This window comes from Streptomyces sp. NPDC091289, assembly GCF_044757365.1.
GTDB lineage: Bacteria > Actinomycetota > Actinomycetes > Streptomycetales > Streptomycetaceae > Streptomyces.
Window position 1 is genome coordinate 36,194 of the sequence record NZ_JBIVUT010000010.1, and the last position, 15,354, is coordinate 51,547.

Consider the following 15,354-nt stretch of genomic DNA (forward strand, 5'->3'; position numbering starts at 1 on the left):
TCACCCATTCGGATTTGGAGCACCTGTTCTCATCTTCACCCGTCACACCACCGGACACACTCCCTGGTGCTGCAACCCACTCACGAACACCAAACCAACAGCAGTTGTCGACCCCCTCGTGGGGCCGACGGCTTGTGGAGCGCTTTCAGCCGTGCAGGCGGCGCAGGACCCGGAAGGCGGCGAACGCGGCGAGGGCGGCGAGGGCGAGGAGGATGCCGGTCTCGACGAGCTGGAGGGGCCAGTAGTGGGAGGCGGGGTGGTGCTCGGCGAAGTAGCCGACGGCGCCCCGGCCGCGCATGCAGGCCTCGATGCCCTGCACCCCGTCGGCGTCGTAGCAGTCCTGCCAGTACAGCTTCTGGCCCGACGCCGTGATCATGCCCATGTCGACGACCCAGTCGCCGGAGTTGAACGACACGACATCGGCGTTCTCGCGGAAGACGGTCGGCCACAGCTCGTAACGCCTCTTGCCCAGGCCCAAGGCCACCGTCCCGAGGACGAGGGCGGTGAGGGACATGGACAGCAGCGTGCGGCGGACGAGGACCGCACAGAGCGCGCCGACGGCCACGGCGAGCAGCCCGAAGCCGAGGAGGGCGGGCCCGGTGCCGGGGAAGATGCCGGATGCGTACCAGTTGGTCCCGTGTGAGTACGGGTATCCGCGGAGCGCCCACAGCCCCCAGCGGTAGACGATGGCCAGGACGGTCAGGCCGGTGACCGTCAGGGCGGCGGGCACGGCCAGCCGGGCGGCGAGCCAGTGGGCGGGGGAGACCGACTGCGCCCAGGCCAGGCGGAAGGTGCCGCTCTCCAGCTCGCGGGCGATCAGCGGGCCCGCGACGAAGACGCCGATGAGCCCGGCCAGCAGGAGCAGGACGGTGCCGCCTTCGGACAGGAAGGCCTCGGTGGACGTACGGGCGTAGCTGGGCTGGTAGACGGGGCCGCCGCACGGGGTGATGTCGCCGTCGGCGCACAGTTCCTTCGCGGACGCCATCCAGACGCGGAGGGCGACGACGATGCCGATGCCGATGACCAGCAGGCCGCCCGTCGCCCAGAGGGCCTTGCGGTGCAGGCGCAGCAGTACGCGTACCGGCCCGCGCAGGGTGGCCGGGGGCGTGGTGACGGCGTCCTTCGGGCGGGTGAGGGTGCTCATGCGGACGCCACCTCCGCATGCGTTCCGGCCGAGGCGCTCGGCGTGAGCAGCGGCGGGGCGTCCGGGGAGCGGAGGTGGGCGAGCAGCAGCTCCTCCAGCGACGGCTGGGTGACGGCCCAGTCGGCGGTGTCCACGGGGCCCTCCTTCCTGACGAGTGCGGTGAGCTGACGTCCCGTCGTGCGGGATTCGACGACGGTGTGCGGGGAAAGGTCCCGGGCCCGGCCGGTGAGCAGGGCGTGCGCGCCGACGATGTCCTCGGCCTCGCCGCCGAGCCGGATGCGCCCGCCGTCGACGAGCAGGAGGTAGTCGCAGGCGCCCTCCAGCTCGGTGAGGATGTGCGAGGACATCACGATGGTGGTGCCGTGCTCGGCGGTCTCCGCCATCAGGACGCCCATCAGTTCGTGCCGGGCGAGCGGGTCGAGATCGGCCATCGGCTCGTCCAGCAGCATGAGTTCGGGCCGCTTGCCGAGCGCGAGGGCCAGCGCGAGCCGGGTGCGCTGCCCGCCGGAGAGGGTACGGACGCGGGCCTTGTGCGGCAGTGTTCCGGCGATGCGATCGGCCGTGGCGCGGTCCCAGCGCCCGGGGTTCAGCTCGGCCCCGGCCCATAGCGTGTCGGCGACGGTGAGCTGCGGGTACAGGGGCTTGTCCTGGGAGACGAAGGCGATGCGGTCGCGTACGTCGCCGGGGCGGTCGGAGCCGAGGACGGTGAGCGACCCGGCGCTGGGCCGGTCCAGCCCGGCCGCCAGGTTCAACAGGGTCGACTTGCCCGCGCCGTTGGGCCCGACGAGGGCGCAGACGCGCCCGGCGGGCAGCCGGAACGAGCAGTCGTGCAGGGCGCGGTGGCCGCCGCCCCTGCGCCCGTAGGTTCTTCCGAGGCCGTGTGCCTCGATCGCGACGCCGGTCATCGTTCCTCGTCCCCCTTGTACGTGCTGTCCAGTACGGCGGTGAAGAGCGCGCCGACGTCGTCCTTCTCCAGCCCGGCCGCCCGGGCCCGGCGGGCCCAGTCGGCGAGTTCGGTGCGCAGCGGTGCGTCGGCGGCGGTCGCCTCGGCCGCGCCGCCCAGCGTCCCCAGCGTGCCCAGCGTCCTGCGGACGAAGGTGCCGAGCCCGCGGCGGGCCTCGACGAGCCCTTCGCGCTCCAGCTCCCGGTAGGCCTTGAGGACCGTGTTCGGGTTGATCGCGGTGGCTTCCACGACCTCGCGGGCGGTCGGCAGCCGGTCGCCGGGTTCGAGCACGCCCAGGCGCAGGGCCTGTTTGGTCTGCTGGACGATCTGGAGGTAGGTGGCGACGCCGCTGCGCCGGTCGATGCGGAACTCGACGGCTGCGGACTCGGCTGCCATGCGCTGCACCACCCTTTCACTAATTGAGTAGTGAAAGGGTGGTGTAAAAGTGGGGCGGCGTCAAGTGACGCCGCCCCGCAGTGGAGTTCGGGTGGAGCGGTCAGGGGCTCGGCGGGACCGGTACGCGGTCGGCGCGCAGCTCCTCGTTGATGCGCTGTGCCTCTTCCAGCTGGTCCTCGAGGATGACGATGCGGCAGGCGTCCTCGATCTTCGTGCCCTGGTCGACCAGTTCTCGGGCGCGGGCGGCGATGCGCAGCTGGTAGCGGGAGTAACGGCGGTGGCCTCCGTCGGAGCGCAGCGGGGTGATCAGGCGGTTCTCGCCGAGCGCGCGGAGGAAGGCGGGGGAGGTGCCGAGCATCTCGGCCGCCCGGCCCATGGTGTAGGCGGGGTAGTCGTCATCGTCGAGCTTGTTGGTGGGGCGGGTACTGCGAGGGGGCATAGCACCTCTTCTGCGGCTTCCTCGGCTTCTTCGGCCTTTTCGGGTTCTCCGGGGACACGTCGGGGGGCCCGAGCACCTTGCGGCGCTCGGGCCCCGAGCTTTCAACACCATCTGCCGGCCGACTGCGCCGGCTCATCTGTTCCGCCGGTCCGCCCGGGAGGGCGGGGAAGCGGGGATCGCGGATGCTTGACCGGGGACCACCTTCCGTTCCGGGGCCTGCGGTACCCGAGCGGAGTCTTCCTCGCTCAGGCGATCCTGATGGCGTCTGCTCCTTACCTCGTGCGGTTCAGCGTTTCGGTACTGCGGATGCGGCCGTGCGGCGGTGGTGACGTGCGACCCCTGGGGTCGCCCGGCCCGGCAGCCAGTGGGGGAACCCACCGTTTCCGGCTCCCTCGCTCCACTGCCGTTCCGCCTGTCGCTCCGGCCACGAGGAAAACGCTAACCCCGCCGAAGGCCAGATGTCTACTCCCGCCACGATAGATTTTCTTCGGAGTGGGGTGCGGTACTTCTGTGGCGGCGATGCTCCGGAAGCTGTCGCGTCCGACGGCCTCAGGACTCGGTGCGGTACATCAGGTCCACCTCGTGCGTGGTGAAGCCCATCCGCTCGTACACCGTCACGGCCGCCGTGTTGTCCGCGTCCACGTAGAGCATCGCGGTGGGCAGCGCCTGGGCCGCCAGGTGGTGCAGGCCGATCGAGGTCAGCGCCTTGCCGAGGCCGCCGCCCTGGGCCTCGGGCAGGACGCCGACCACGTACACCTCGCCGAGCTGCTCCTCGGCGTGCACCTTCGTCCAGTGGAAGCCGACGATCTCGCCGTGCTGCTCGGCCAGGAAGAAGCCCTTCGGGTCGAACCAGGGCTCTGCCTTGCGGTCGTCCAGGTCCTGCTGGATCAGCGTCCCCTGCTCGGGGTGGTGAGCAAAGGCGGCCCGGTTCACGGCGAGCCAGGCGGCGTCGTCGCGGCCCGGCTCGAAGGTCCGTACGGTGACGCCCTCGGGCAGCACCGGCTCCGCGAGGTCGAGCGGGATCAGACTCCGCCGGAGCTGGCGCAGTTCGCGGAAGAGGGAGAGGCCGAGGACCTGGGCCAGGTGGCGGGCCGCGGAGCTGCCGCCGTGCGCCCAGACCCGCAGCCGCTTGCCGGTCGCGGCGAGGAGGGCCGCGCCGAGCGCCCGGCCGTGCCCGTTGCCGCGCCGGTCGGGGTGGACGACCAGCTCGGCGGCCGGGGCCTCGACCGGGTCGGTGTCCTCGAGCTGGGCGTATCCGGCGAGCGCGCCGTCGACGGTGAGGAGGAAGTGCCGTACGCCGTCGCGGTGTCCGCCCCGGATCCGGAGTCTGCCCTGCTCGGAGACCGCCTGCCGGCCGTCGGACCGAGCGGCCTCGGCGAGCAGGGCGAGGACGGCGTCGGCCTGCGCGGAGTCGAGTGCGTCGAGGGTCTGGACCTCGCGTCCGGGAGCGGGGAGGGGTACGTCAGTCGTCATGTCTCCGAGCGTACGGCGATGGGCGCGCCCGACGGGGGCGCGGCGGGGTGGCGGGGCTGCGGTGCTGCGGCCTGTGTGGGGGCCGGCCGGTGCGCGGCCCAGGGTGGGAGGGGCGGTCAGGCGTCCTCGGGCGGTGGCGTGGCGTTGAGGACGTGGTCCGCGATGCGGGAGAGGTCCTCCGCGCTGGGCAGCAGCTCCCGTACCCCTTCGGGGAGCCCGGCGTACGTGCTGACGGCCAGCGGGGCGTTGTACCCGCGCAGGGCGTACTCCACCATGGCCCGGTCCCGGCTCTCGGCGATCAGGATGCCGAGCGTGGGCTCGTCCCGCTCCTTGTCCCTGACCAGGTCGTCCACCACCGAGACGTAGAACCCGAGCTGCCCGAAGTGCTCGGCCCGCGCCTTGCGGGTCTTCAGCTCCAGCACGACGTAGCAGTGCAGCTTGCAGTGGTAGAAGAGGAGATCGATGCGGTACTCGGAGTCGCCGACCACGATCGGGTACTGGCGTCCGACGAAGGCGAACCCGACGCCCAGCTCGGTCAGGAACCGGACGAGGTTGTCGACGAGCGCGTCCTCCAGATCGCGCTCCGCCGGCCGGCCCGTGAGCTCGGTGAAGTCGAGGCGGTAGGGGTCCTTGAGGATCTGCCGCACGGCGTCGGACTTGCCGGGCAGGCTGACGTCGAAGTTGTTCGCGGCAGCCCCTTCGGAGAGGTGCAGCTGCCGGTGGATCGCCGACTCCAGATGCGTACGCGACCAGCCGTGGTGGACGGCGTGCTGGGCGTAGAAGTCCCGCTCGAAACGGGTCGCGCACTTGCCCATGAGGAGGACGACGTGGCCCCAGGGCAATTGTCCAACAGGCTGTTGGACAATTGAATCGGGCCAGGTCCGGGCCATCTGCTGCATGTAGTGAAGGTTGGACCGGCTGAATCCCCGCTGCTGCGGGAACTCCGTCCGCAGCTCCGTGGCGATCCGCTCGATGACCTTCGTACCCCACCTTTCACCGCTCTGGCGCTCCAGGATGGTCCGCCCGATCTCCCAGTACATCCGGAGCATCTCGGTGTTGACCTTGAGCTGTGCTCGGACATGGGCGCCGCGGACGATCGCCTTGAGGTCGTCGACCATGTCGAGGAAGCCGTCGGGAAGGCCGGCGGGAGGCCCGGCGGGAAGTTCTGCCGACGGCTGCTGCTGGCCCGGAACCTTCGCCGTGGCCGCGAGTTCGTTCTCCATGGCGTACAGGCTTCCGGTGGCGATGCATGCGGTGACGTTTCTGCCCGGATATATGAGCCATACGGGTGACCCGGGCGCTCGTGGGCTGTTTCTGACGAGCCATTTGGCCGGATGGCAACCAGTCCGTAACCCCGAACACCTGTTGCGCTACGCGCGTTGACTCTAGGCTGCGGCACGCAGGATTCCAGACCTGACACCAGCGATACCACCGAGACCAGCGACACCACTGACACACAAGGGGACCGATGTCAGCGACTCCGCAGAAGAACCGTGCGACGCGGCGGGTGCTCGCCGCCGCGGCCGGTCTGGCCACCGTGGGCGCGCTCGTCGCCGCGATGCCGGCCGGCGCCCATGACCGGGGCAACGGGCACGGGCATGGCCACGGGCATGGCCACGGGAACGGCCACAAGTCCCGCACCGTCGACGTGCAGTTGCTGTCGTTCAACGACCTGCACGGCAACCTGGAGCCGCCGGCCGGTTCCGCCGGTACGGTCGACAAGACGCACGCGGACGGCACCGTCGAGGCGATCCCGGCCGGTGGCGTCGAGTACCTGGCGACCTCGCTGCGCACCGCGCGCAAGGGCAACCCGTACTCCGTCACGGCGGCCGGCGGCGACATGGTCGGCGCGAGTCCGCTGCTGTCGGGCCTCTTCCACGACGAGCCGACGATCGAGGCGCTGAACAAGCTCGACCTGGACGTCACGGCCGTCGGCAACCACGAGTTCGACGAGGGCGCGACCGAGCTGGCCCGCCTCCAGAACGGCGGCTGTCACCCGGTCGAGGGCTGCTACGAGAAGGGCAAGAAGTTCAAGGGCGCGGACTTCCCCTACCTCGCGGCCAATGTCACCAAGGAGAAGACCGGCAAGCCGCTGCTGAAGCCGTACACCATCTGGAAGAAGAACGGCGTCAAGATCGGCTTCATCGGGGTGACCCTGGAGGGCACGCCGGACATCGTCACCGCGAACGGCGTCAAGGGCCTCAAGTTCCACGACGAGGTCGAGACGATCAACAAGTACGCCAAGGAGCTGGACCGCAAGGGCGTCAAGTCCATCGTGGCCCTGATCCACGAGGGCGGGGCCCCGGCCTCCACCTCGTACAACTACGACTGCGACAGCCCCGGCGCGGGCGACGGCATCTCCGGCCCGATCGTCGACATCGCCAAGGGCATCACGCCGAAGGTGGACGCCCTGGTCACGGGCCACACCCACCAGGCGTACGTGTGCACTGTCCCGGACCCGTCCGGCAAGCCGCGCATGGTCACCTCGGCCTCGTCGTTCGGCAAGCTCTACACGGACACCACGCTCACCTACGACCGCCGTACCAACGACATCGTCCGTACGTCGGTGAAGTCCGCGAACCACGTCGTGACCCGGGACCAGCCCAAGGCCGCCGACATGACGCGCCTGATCGACCGCTGGAACAAGCTGGCGGCCCCGATCGCGAACGCGCCGCAGGGCTGGATCACCGCCGACATCAACGGCCGCGGCTCCACGGCCCCCGAGAAGCCGCTCGGCAACGTCATCGCCGACGCCCAGCTCGAAGGCCTCGCCCCGGCCGACAAGGGCGGCGCGGAAGTCGCGTTCATGAACCCGGGCGGTATCCGCGCGGACCTGGTGTACGCGGCGTCCGGCAGTGAGGGCGACGGGGTCGTCACCTACGGCGAGGCGTTCACCGTGCAGCCGTTCACCAACATGATGAACGTCGTCGACCTGACCGGCGCCCAGCTGGTCACCGCTCTCCAGCAGCAGGTCAGCGGCGGCAACGAGGCGAGCCCGAAGATCCTCCAGGTCTCCAAGGGCCTCACCTACACGCTCGACCTGACGAAGAGCGGCGCGGACCGCGTGGTCGCCGACAGCATCGAGCTGAACGGCGAGGCGATCGACCCGGCGCGCACCTACCGTGTCGCGATGAACGAGTTCCTCGCGGGCGGCGGCGACGGTTTCGCGGCCCTCGGCGAAGGCACGAACAAGCTGGTCGGCGCGTCCGACCTGGACCTGTTCAACGCCTACCTGGCGGCCCACTCCACGGCCGAGGCCCCGCTGGCCCCGCCGGCGACGGACCGGATCACGGTCATCCAGTAGCAGTAGCAGTAGCAGTAGCAGTAGCCCGTCATGTGACGGGGTGGAGGGGCGGCGGGCCTGCGGGCCTGTCGCCCTTTCTTGGTTGCGACGCTTCACGCTGCGGTTGGCATGTCGTCGGTTCGGTGCTCGTGGTGTGCGCGGGTTTCGCGGCAGTCGCGGCAGTGGCCGGGGGTGGGGGAGCGGAAGGCGCGGTCGCAGTCGTCGCATGTCTGGAAGGGGGTGACGGTGATGCGGGGGCGGTGGGTGAGTGCGTCGAGCGTGGTGAGGTCGTGGGTGCCGGGGGGTGGGGGTGGGAGGAGTTCGGTGAGCCGGTATTTGAGGAGGCTGGCGGGGTGGTTGAGGGGGTTGGGCAGGTCGTCGGTGAGGGTGCGGCGGATGGTGTCGGGGTGGGCGGCGCGTTCGAGCCAGGCGGCGACTGCGGGGGCGAGTCGGTGGATGTCGTTCTCGGAGAGGGTGAACTGGGGTGTGTGGCGGGGGAGGTCGCTGAGGAAGGTGGTGGCTGCGTGCTGGAGTTCCGGGGTGAGTTCGCTGGGTTGGGGGAGGGGTTTGCGCGGGGGCTTGGGCGCGGTCGGGGGCGGTACGAGCGGTAGCGGGGGCGGTACGGGGTCTTCCTGCGCGGGCGGTGCGGGCGGTGCGGGCGGCGTGGGCATCGGCTCCGGTTCGGGTTCCGGTTCCGGCGACGGGGCTGCCGGGTGGGGGCGTAGCAGTGCGGTGGGCTGGTTGCAGAAGACGGTGCGGGTGATGAATTTGCCGTTGGGGCGTCGGTCGCGGGCGCGTTGGAGGTAGCCGTGGGTTTCCAGTTCGCGCAGGGCGGCGGCGATGCGTTTTTCGCCTTCTTTGCAGCGGGCGGCGAGTGCTTTGATGCCGACCCTGGTTCCTTGGGGCAGTGACTGGATGCGTACGGCGAGGCCGACGGCGGTGCAGCTGAGGTCGGGGTGCTGGGCGAGGTGGTTGCCGACCACGGTGAAGTGGGTGGTGTGCGGGATCTCGATGTGGATCACGCCTCGGGCCGGGAGAGGCCCGGGAATCTCTGCCAGGGCGCGCAGGAGCGCAGTATTCTGCTGGGTATCCATCGGGGAAGCGGCTTTCTTCCTTGGTGGTCAGGCCCTCGGTTGGGATTGCACTCCCGGTCGGGGGCCGACGTATGTCCGGTGTGGTCTTGTCGCTGGCGTGAGCATATGCCGGGCAACCGGGCCGAAAGCGAGCCGAGTTGGCAAACCTCACCCGTGTGGGTGACGGAGCCCCAAGGCACCCACCGAGGCCCCTGGGGTGCGTCGGGTGGCTGCCGGGGTCGGGTCGGGTGGGGTTGGTTATTTCTCTTGTTTCTTTGAGTAGTTGATGTCGCGCTTCACCAAGTCGCGGTCGGGCGCGACCCGGTCGACGGCGTGTCGAGGTGTACCGGAACGCACCGGGTCGCGCCCGCGCACGACCCGGCATGACCAGGACTTTCAGCGGATGAAGGGCTTGACTCAAGCGGGCCCAGTGCGGGCTGGTTCAGTAGTGAGATTGGGCTGGTGGATGGCGCAGAGGGTGCCCACCGGGGTTGTGGACCTTCGGTCAGCCGGGGAGCAGCCAGGTGTCGTATCCGCGCTTCCGGAGGCGTTCGAAGGCGTCGCGGACATGCTCCGGAACCTCCTGCTCGATGGCGAAGCCACGGTGCGGATACTCCATGACCCGATGCGTGTCGCCCATCATCATGGCGATGAATTCCGCCTCGTCGTCCTGCGCTTTGGCGTAGTCGTCGAAGGTCACCGGTTGGGAAGCGCACACGAGGTCGACGTCCGGCCACTGCTTGCGACAGGTGGCGTACGCACGCCGCTGCATGTAGGGCATGGAGATCAGCAGAACCGACCGAACCACAGTCCCGCCGTGCGTGAGCACCTTGCGGCCGAAGCTGATGTTCTCCCCGGTGTTGGTCGCATGCGGCTCCAGCAGAGCGACATTTTCCGGTATGCCCAAGGCGATCGCTCTCTCGCGGAAGTGGACGGCCTCGCCGCGAGGGAAACGTCCACGGGTGGCCGGCATGATGCCGCCCGAGAAGACCACCGTGGGAAACAACCCGGCCCGGTAGAGATCGGCTGCGGCGGCCGCGACCCCGATGTCGCAGCCGCCCAGGGCCAGCGCGGCCGAACATGGGCGGACCGGCTGCTTCAGCACATTGAAGTCCCAGAGAATCCGGGCGCCGTCTCTGTCCGCGTCGGTGATCGGGTTCACGCGTACTCCTGGCTGTCACGAATGGTCATGATGCTGCGCAGTTGGTGCCCCAGTCCGTGTCGGCCGGCGGTGGCGGCTGCTCTGTCGAGGGTCTCCTCCCCTTCTCCGGCGGTCGCCGGGTCGGACAGCAGGATGTGAGCATGAGCGGTGTCGAGCTGCACATGCTCCAACGGAGAGTTCGGACGTCCGGCCGAGCGAGCCGTTTCGATGAAGCGGAGGGCGTGCGTGAGGTCGCCCGCTCCGCGATGGGCCAGCGCGAGCTTCTGCTGGGCCACCGCCCAGTCCTCCGGTTCCGTGAGGTCGTAGAACTCCCGGGCAGCCGACCGCATGAGGACGATGGCCGAGTCGGCTTGGCCTTGCTTGGACAGGGCGGTGCCGATCCAGAGCCGGGCCCGAACACGGTCACGCCTGCTGAGGCGGTCGTCCTCGGCCAGTGCCTCGTACCGGGATGCCGCAGAGGCGAGTTGGCCGGACATCTCCTCGACGACGGCCAGTGACAGCTCGATCTGGGCCGCACGACGTGGGACGCGGAGGCCGACGAACAGGCTGCGCGCGTCGGCGTACAGGCTCGATGCCGTGATGAGATCGCAGAACGAGCCCTGCAGGCGTCGCATATCGCCGAACAGCGTCAGAGTCCGCGCGTACAGATACTGACCTCGCTCGTCCAGTTCACGCGGCGGTACGCGGCGCAGCCACCGGTCGAGCAAGGTGCAGGCGAAGCCGAAGTCCTGTCGGCTCAAGCAGACCACCGCCCGCTCCAGGTCCTCGGCCCAGGTCTCGTCATCCCCGGCAGCCGACACCGGCTGCTTGTGGAGCCCGGCTGTCCCACCGTGGTCGTCCAGCAAGCGCTCGAACCGCTCCTGGACAGCAGCGTCGGCCCGGAACGTAGCGCACGGGGCCCGGGCTTCACGGACTCCAGGTGACGGCGAAGTACTTGACGCGTTCGTCCTCGCCGGCCGGTCGCATGCCGGCCGCGGTCATCACGTGCTGGGACGCCGTGTTGTCGTGGTCGGCGTCGCCCTTCACCGAGGCGACGCCCTGGGAGCGCGCGAACGACAGCAGGGCGCGCAGGGCTTCGGAGGCGTAACCCTTGCCCCGGGCCGACGGGACGAGGCCGTAGCCGATCGTGACGCTGCCGTGTTCGTCCGGAGGGCCGTGGAAGTCCACGCCGCCGATCGTCCGGCGGTCCGCGCGGAGGCAGATCTGGTACGGGCCGAACGGGCTGGGGTCACCGGTGCTCCCGTACGTCCTCAGGAAGCGTCCGGCCGCCGACACGTCCCCTTCGGTGGGGTACTCCGGGGCCCATCGGACGCTGTCGTCCGGCTCGTTCGCCACCAGCTTCTCGGCCTCGTCGATGGACATGGGGTGGAGCAGGAGCCGCGCGGTCACGAGATCGGTCATGTCGGGGAGATCTATCACCCGGGCGGCCCGGCCGCGCGTGGATTTCCGCGCGGCCGCGGCCGTTCCCCGTCGCTCAGGTCGGGAACTCCCCGCACCACGTCCGGCTGATCAGGTGCTTCGGCAGGCGCGGCAGTGTCGCGTCCACCGGGAAGTCCCCGTCGTGGGCCAGGCAGGCCAGGGCGAGGGGGCCGAGCGCCACGTGGCTGCGGGGGTCGGGTGAGCCGGTCCAGTAGCGGTCGTGGTGGGCCACAGCCTCGGTGAGGGTCTCCGCGAACGCCTCATGGTTGCGGGTGATGAGGCGGTGGAAGAGGGCGGCGGGCTGGTAGTCGATCTGGTTCAGCAGTTCGGGCGCGGTGCGCGTCGCCACCTTGGGCTCGGACGTCTCCATCGTCGCGATGAGCTTCTGGACGATGTCGTCCATGGACTGCCCGTTCCAGTAGGTCTGGAGGGTGTCGATCCAGTGGAAGAGGTAGGCGTCCTGCGACGGTTCCGCGCGGCGCAGGTCGTCCAGGGGGAACCGTGCCAGCCGGGTCAGGCGGTCGCCCTCGCGGCAGACGAGGGCGAGCCAGAAGGCGTCCAGCCAGGCGCGGCCGTTCGTGTGCGGGGACGGGCCGGTGGCGGGCAGGGGGATCACGCGGTCGCCGATGCGGAATTCCGCCGGGCCCCCGTGCGGGAGGGCCGTGGCGAACAGGGCGTCGCCGAGCTGCATCGCGGTGACCCAGGCCTCCCAGGTCTCCAGCTTCGCGCCGTCGGGGTCCTCGGCGCCGTGGGCGAGTGCGTGGGCCGTCGCCGCGCGGAAGGCCTCGGGGAGTGCGGCCGGGTCCTGAGCGAGGGCGGAGGTGAACCTGGTTGCTGTTGCGGCCAGTTCAGCGATGTCGGGTGCGGGGTTCGGGGCGGGGGGCTCCGTTGCGGGCCCACCCTCCGCGTGCAGCCTCCGCATCAGGTCCATCAGCTCCGGCGGCGGTGCGACCTCCATTGCGCGGGTCTTCTCGTCGACGGAGGTCAGGCAGACCAGGCCGTCCCGTCGCCACCAGTACAGCAGCGGGTTCAGGGATCCGGGCCCGTCCTCGTACGCGCCCATGGCGTACATCCCCAGGTCGTTGACCGCGTCCACCACCGTGGCGTCCTCGATGGGGTGGAACGCCAGCAGATGCCGGGTCGGTACGACGACGAGCGCCCCGGCCTCCGGCAGGTCCCGGCCCGTGAGGGAGCGGGCCAGGTCGCCCAGGACGAGCGCCTTGCTCGCCACGAAGTGGGAGTCGCCGTACACCGAGTGCAGGAGCGCCCCCGACGGCGTACGGATCTCCTCGTGCTCCACCGGTTCGGCCAGCAGGTTCGCCCGGCCCGCCGCCTGCAGCGCGTCGAGACCCGCGCGGTCGACGTCCGCATCCGTGAGCATGCGTACGGAGTCGGGGGCGTCCAGGGCGAGGGCGGTCACCAGGCCGTCCGCCGGCTGCCGGGCGTAGCCGTAGCCGGCCTCTTCGTCCGCCGTGAGAGCCTCGGCCGGCAGCAGGCGCAGGACGGTTCGGCGCAGCAGCTCCTCGGTGCTCTCGCCGCCCTGCGCCACCGCGTCCAGGGACGTGAAGTGCTGGGCTATCAGCGCCGGCCAGTGCTCCGGGTCCTCCGCCCCGCAGCGCTGCGCCAGGGCGGTGAGGTGGTGCGTGGAGCGTTCGCGTACGGCTGTGGCCCCCTCCACCCGGGCGGGCGCGCCGTCCCGCGCGCTCAGGTCGTCGGCCACCAGGCGGCGCAGGTGGTCGGCCCGGCCGGTGGTCAGCATGGGCAGATGGGCGTCGGGTGCGTTGTTGTTGTTCTGGGGTTCCTGGGTTTCCTGGGTCACCCGGAAACCCTACTGAGGCGTCTCGTCCGCCCGGAGCGCGCACGGCGGCTCCGGGCGGACGGGACGGGAACGGGCTACTTCAGGGACTTCTGCGTCGGGACGACCACCCCGTACAGGTCCTGGACCGTGGCCAGAGCCGACTCGTGCAGCTGCTGAGCCGGGATGCCGTTCGGGTTGCCCTTGAGCGGCAGTGGACGGGTCGCGGAGGCGTCGGCGACGACGGTCGGGTTGTTGCCGTTGATGAACGCGCCCTGGGTCGTGAACAGGGTGCACATGTTGGTCATGAACCCGGCGATGATGACGTTCTTGCGGCCGGCCTTCTCGACCTCGTCGGCGAGGTTCGTGCCGTGGAAGCCGTTCGGGACGCTCTTCTCGACGACCGGTTCGCCCTCGACCGGCTTCACGGCCGGGATGATCTGGCCCGCCTCGGACGTGAGGTCGTATCCCTTGTCGACGATGTGGATGACCGGTGTGCCGGCCGCGCGGGCGCGCTTCAGTAGGGCCGCTGTGTTGTCCACGGCGGGCTTCCAACCGTCGAGTTCCATCACGCCCTCGGTGTAGGTGTTCTGGTAGTCGACGAGGATCAGCGTCGCGTCGGTGAGCGTGGCGGGGGTCTCGTCGAGCTTGTTGAGCTCCCGCAGTGTCGTCGTCTTCTCGGCGACGTTCCCGGAGGCGGTGTTCGTCTTCTTGTCGGTCGCGGCATCGGCCCGTGAACTCCCTCCGCACGCGGTGGCGGTGGCGGCGAGAACGGCGGTGAGGCCGATCAGGGTGGCGGTGCGGAGCAGCTTCATGGGGTGATCTCCTTCTGGGCGGCGACGACGGCCCCGTGCAGGTCGCCGAGGGTGGCGATGCCTGCCGACCGTTGAGGTCGCGCGGGATGGCCGGTCCGGGGCATGGGTGTACCGCCTCGGGGCCGTACGTCGGGGGAGGGCGAGCGAGCTGAGCTCGGGTGGCGAGCTGTCTTAGACGCTAGGGCCCGGCCGTGATGTCCACAATGACGTCTAACATGCAGATACCGACATCCGCGTGGGCTGTCGGCGTCAGGAGGCCCATCCATGGACATCGTCGGACGGCTCGTCGTCATCGTCCTCTTCGACGGCGTCGACCTGCTCGACGTCACCGGGCCGCCGGAGGTGTTCTCGCTCGCCCGGCGCGAGACCGACGACGCTGCGGGGTACGAAGTCGTCCTGGCCGCAGCCTCCTTGGAGCCGGTCACCACCGGGGCCGGGGTCCGCATCCTCCCGGACCTCACCTTCGATGAGGCGGCCCGGCGGAGCATCGACACCCTCATCGTCCCCGGCTCGGTGGAGGTCGACAGCGAGCGGCGGGTGCACGCCCTCGTCGACCCCGAGCTGGTGGAGCGGGTGAAGGAACTCGCGGCGCGCACCCGGCGGGTCACCTCCGTCTGCGTCGGGGCGCATCTGCTGGCCGCCGCCGGACTGCTCGACGGCAAGCGCGCCACCACCCACTGGTCGACCGCGCGGCAACTGGCCGTCGAGCACCCGGAGATCGAGGTCGACGCCGACCCGATCTTCATCCGCGAGGGCGACGTCTGGACCGGGGCCGGGATCAGCGCCTGCCTCGATCTGTCCCTCGCCCTGATCGCCGACGACCTCGGCGAGGCCGTCGCCCTGCGCGTCGCACGTCAGCTCGTGATGTACCTGAAGCGGCAGAGCGGGCAGAGCCAGTTCAGCGTTCCGCTGGAGCGGATCTCGGCGACCCGGCGCATCGAGGACCTCCGCCACCACATCCTGCGCACCATCGGGCGCCGGCTCACCGTCGTGGACCTCGCGGAGTACGCCCATGTCAGCGATCGCCACCTCACCCGGCTCTTCAAGACCGAGCTCGGCATGACCCCGCACGCCTACATCGAGTCCGTCCGGGTCGAGAAGGCCCGTAACGAACTGGAGTCCTCCGACGCCACCCTCGAACGCATCGCGTCCGTCTGCGGGTTCGGCACGGTGGACACGCTGGTACGGGCGTTCCGGCGGCGGCTGAACACGACGCCCACGGAGTACCGGCGGCGGTTCCGGTCCCATCCGGTCGGCTGAGCGGCTGAGCGGCTGAGCCGTCGATCGGTCGATCGGTCGATCGGTCGATCGGTCGAGCCGTCGAGCCGTCGATCGGCTGAGCCGTCGAGCGGTGGAGGGCAGCGGGAACCCCCCGGCTCCCGCTGCCCTCCACCCGCTCTTTCGGGCCCCTG

At 70.3% G+C, this 15,354-nt stretch carries 14 protein-coding genes; 2 read left to right on the top strand and 12 right to left on the bottom strand.

The features are described from left to right. Positions 1-145: 145 nt before the first annotated feature. From ACIQPT_RS14865 to ACIQPT_RS14890, 6 genes are all read right to left on the bottom strand, one after another. Positions 146-1,144 (bottom strand): ABC transporter permease, encoded by a 999-nt coding sequence (locus ACIQPT_RS14865; protein WP_401156005.1) that lies wholly within the window; start codon positions 1,142-1,144, stop codon positions 146-148. Further along, on the bottom strand, positions 1,141-2,049 hold the full coding sequence (locus ACIQPT_RS14870; protein WP_401156007.1) for an ABC transporter ATP-binding protein: 909 nt from the start codon (positions 2,047-2,049) through the stop codon (positions 1,141-1,143). Before ACIQPT_RS14870 ends, ACIQPT_RS14865 begins: the two co-directional genes overlap by 4 nt. After that, entirely contained in the window at positions 2,046-2,483 is a 438-nt protein-coding gene (locus ACIQPT_RS14875) for a GntR family transcriptional regulator (RefSeq protein ID WP_401156008.1), read from the bottom strand. The genes ACIQPT_RS14870 and ACIQPT_RS14875 overlap by 4 nt, the downstream gene beginning before the upstream one ends. 100 nt (positions 2,484-2,583) lie before the next feature. Continuing rightward, the gene (locus tag ACIQPT_RS14880) at positions 2,584-2,922 is read right to left on the bottom strand and encodes a MerR family transcriptional regulator (RefSeq protein WP_401156010.1); all 339 of its coding nucleotides are present in this window, start codon (positions 2,920-2,922) and stop codon (positions 2,584-2,586) included. 549 nt (positions 2,923-3,471) lie between these two features. After that, the gene (gene mshD / locus ACIQPT_RS14885; RefSeq protein WP_401156012.1) at positions 3,472-4,395 is read right to left on the bottom strand and encodes a mycothiol synthase; all 924 of its coding nucleotides are present in this window, start codon (positions 4,393-4,395) and stop codon (positions 3,472-3,474) included. 116 nt (positions 4,396-4,511) lie between these two features. After that, complete coding sequence (locus ACIQPT_RS14890) at positions 4,512-5,618, bottom strand: YhcG family protein (RefSeq protein ID WP_401156014.1); 1,107 nt, start codon at positions 5,616-5,618, stop codon at positions 4,512-4,514. 245 nt (positions 5,619-5,863) lie between these two features. Here ACIQPT_RS14890 and ACIQPT_RS14895 point away from each other — a divergent pair, with 245 nt between their 5' ends. Then, complete coding sequence (locus tag ACIQPT_RS14895) at positions 5,864-7,699, top strand: bifunctional metallophosphatase/5'-nucleotidase (protein ID WP_401156016.1); 1,836 nt, start codon at positions 5,864-5,866, stop codon at positions 7,697-7,699. A 92-nt stretch (positions 7,700-7,791) separates the two neighbouring features. Here the strand turns inward: ACIQPT_RS14895 and ACIQPT_RS14900 are convergent, their stop codons facing one another. The 6 genes from ACIQPT_RS14900 to ACIQPT_RS14925 all read right to left on the bottom strand — a co-directional run bounded on the left by ACIQPT_RS14900 (position 7,792) and on the right by ACIQPT_RS14925 (position 13,942). Next, positions 7,792-8,772 carry a hypothetical protein gene (locus tag ACIQPT_RS14900; protein WP_401156018.1) on the bottom strand — a complete coding sequence of 327 codons (981 nt, stop codon included), beginning with the start codon at positions 8,770-8,772 and terminating at the stop codon, positions 7,792-7,794. Between the two features lie 484 nt (positions 8,773-9,256). Next, entirely contained in the window at positions 9,257-9,913 is a 657-nt protein-coding gene (locus ACIQPT_RS14905; RefSeq protein WP_401156020.1) for a YdcF family protein, read from the bottom strand. Next, positions 9,910-10,758, bottom strand: a complete 849-nt coding sequence (locus ACIQPT_RS14910; protein WP_401156022.1) for a hypothetical protein — start codon at positions 10,756-10,758, stop codon at positions 9,910-9,912. The genes ACIQPT_RS14905 and ACIQPT_RS14910 overlap by 4 nt, the downstream gene beginning before the upstream one ends. A 61-nt stretch (positions 10,759-10,819) precedes the next feature. Beyond that, entirely contained in the window at positions 10,820-11,314 is a 495-nt protein-coding gene (locus ACIQPT_RS14915; protein ID WP_401156024.1) for a GNAT family N-acetyltransferase, read from the bottom strand. Between the two features lie 73 nt (positions 11,315-11,387). Continuing rightward, the gene (locus tag ACIQPT_RS14920) at positions 11,388-13,151 is read right to left on the bottom strand and encodes an Imm49 family immunity protein (protein WP_401156026.1); all 1,764 of its coding nucleotides are present in this window, start codon (positions 13,149-13,151) and stop codon (positions 11,388-11,390) included. A gap of 74 nt (positions 13,152-13,225) precedes the next feature. Then, positions 13,226-13,942 (bottom strand): isochorismatase family protein, encoded by a 717-nt coding sequence (locus ACIQPT_RS14925; RefSeq protein WP_401156027.1) that lies wholly within the window; start codon positions 13,940-13,942, stop codon positions 13,226-13,228. 264 nt (positions 13,943-14,206) lie between these two features. On the opposite strand from ACIQPT_RS14925, the gene ACIQPT_RS14930 reads away from it, so the two are divergent. Further along, a complete protein-coding gene (locus tag ACIQPT_RS14930; RefSeq protein ID WP_401156029.1) occupies positions 14,207-15,202 on the top strand; it encodes a GlxA family transcriptional regulator in 996 nt (331 codons plus the stop codon). Positions 15,203-15,354: the final 152 nt, after the last annotated feature.

What these genes read in the sequence shown, in the direction of transcription:
- ACIQPT_RS14865 (WP_401156005.1), bottom strand. Translation starts at nt 1,144, where the DNA reads ATGAGCACCCTCACCCGCCCGAAGGACGCCGTCACCACGCCCCCGGCC.
- ACIQPT_RS14870 (WP_401156007.1), bottom strand. Translation starts at nt 2,049, where the DNA reads ATGACCGGCGTCGCGATCGAGGCACACGGCCTCGGAAGAACCTACGGG.
- ACIQPT_RS14875 (WP_401156008.1), bottom strand. Translation starts at nt 2,483, where the DNA reads ATGGCAGCCGAGTCCGCAGCCGTCGAGTTCCGCATCGACCGGCGCAGC.
- ACIQPT_RS14880 (WP_401156010.1), bottom strand. Translation starts at nt 2,922, where the DNA reads ATGCCCCCTCGCAGTACCCGCCCCACCAACAAGCTCGACGATGACGAC.
- mshD (WP_401156012.1), bottom strand. Translation starts at nt 4,395, where the DNA reads ATGACGACTGACGTACCCCTCCCCGCTCCCGGACGCGAGGTCCAGACC.
- ACIQPT_RS14890 (WP_401156014.1), bottom strand. Translation starts at nt 5,618, where the DNA reads ATGGAGAACGAACTCGCGGCCACGGCGAAGGTTCCGGGCCAGCAGCAG.
- ACIQPT_RS14895 (WP_401156016.1), top strand. Translation starts at nt 5,864, where the DNA reads ATGTCAGCGACTCCGCAGAAGAACCGTGCGACGCGGCGGGTGCTCGCC.
- ACIQPT_RS14900 (WP_401156018.1), bottom strand. Translation starts at nt 8,772, where the DNA reads ATGGATACCCAGCAGAATACTGCGCTCCTGCGCGCCCTGGCAGAGATT.
- ACIQPT_RS14915 (WP_401156024.1), bottom strand. Translation starts at nt 11,314, where the DNA reads ATGACCGATCTCGTGACCGCGCGGCTCCTGCTCCACCCCATGTCCATC.
- ACIQPT_RS14925 (WP_401156027.1), bottom strand. Translation starts at nt 13,942, where the DNA reads ATGAAGCTGCTCCGCACCGCCACCCTGATCGGCCTCACCGCCGTTCTC.
- ACIQPT_RS14930 (WP_401156029.1), top strand. Translation starts at nt 14,207, where the DNA reads ATGGACATCGTCGGACGGCTCGTCGTCATCGTCCTCTTCGACGGCGTC.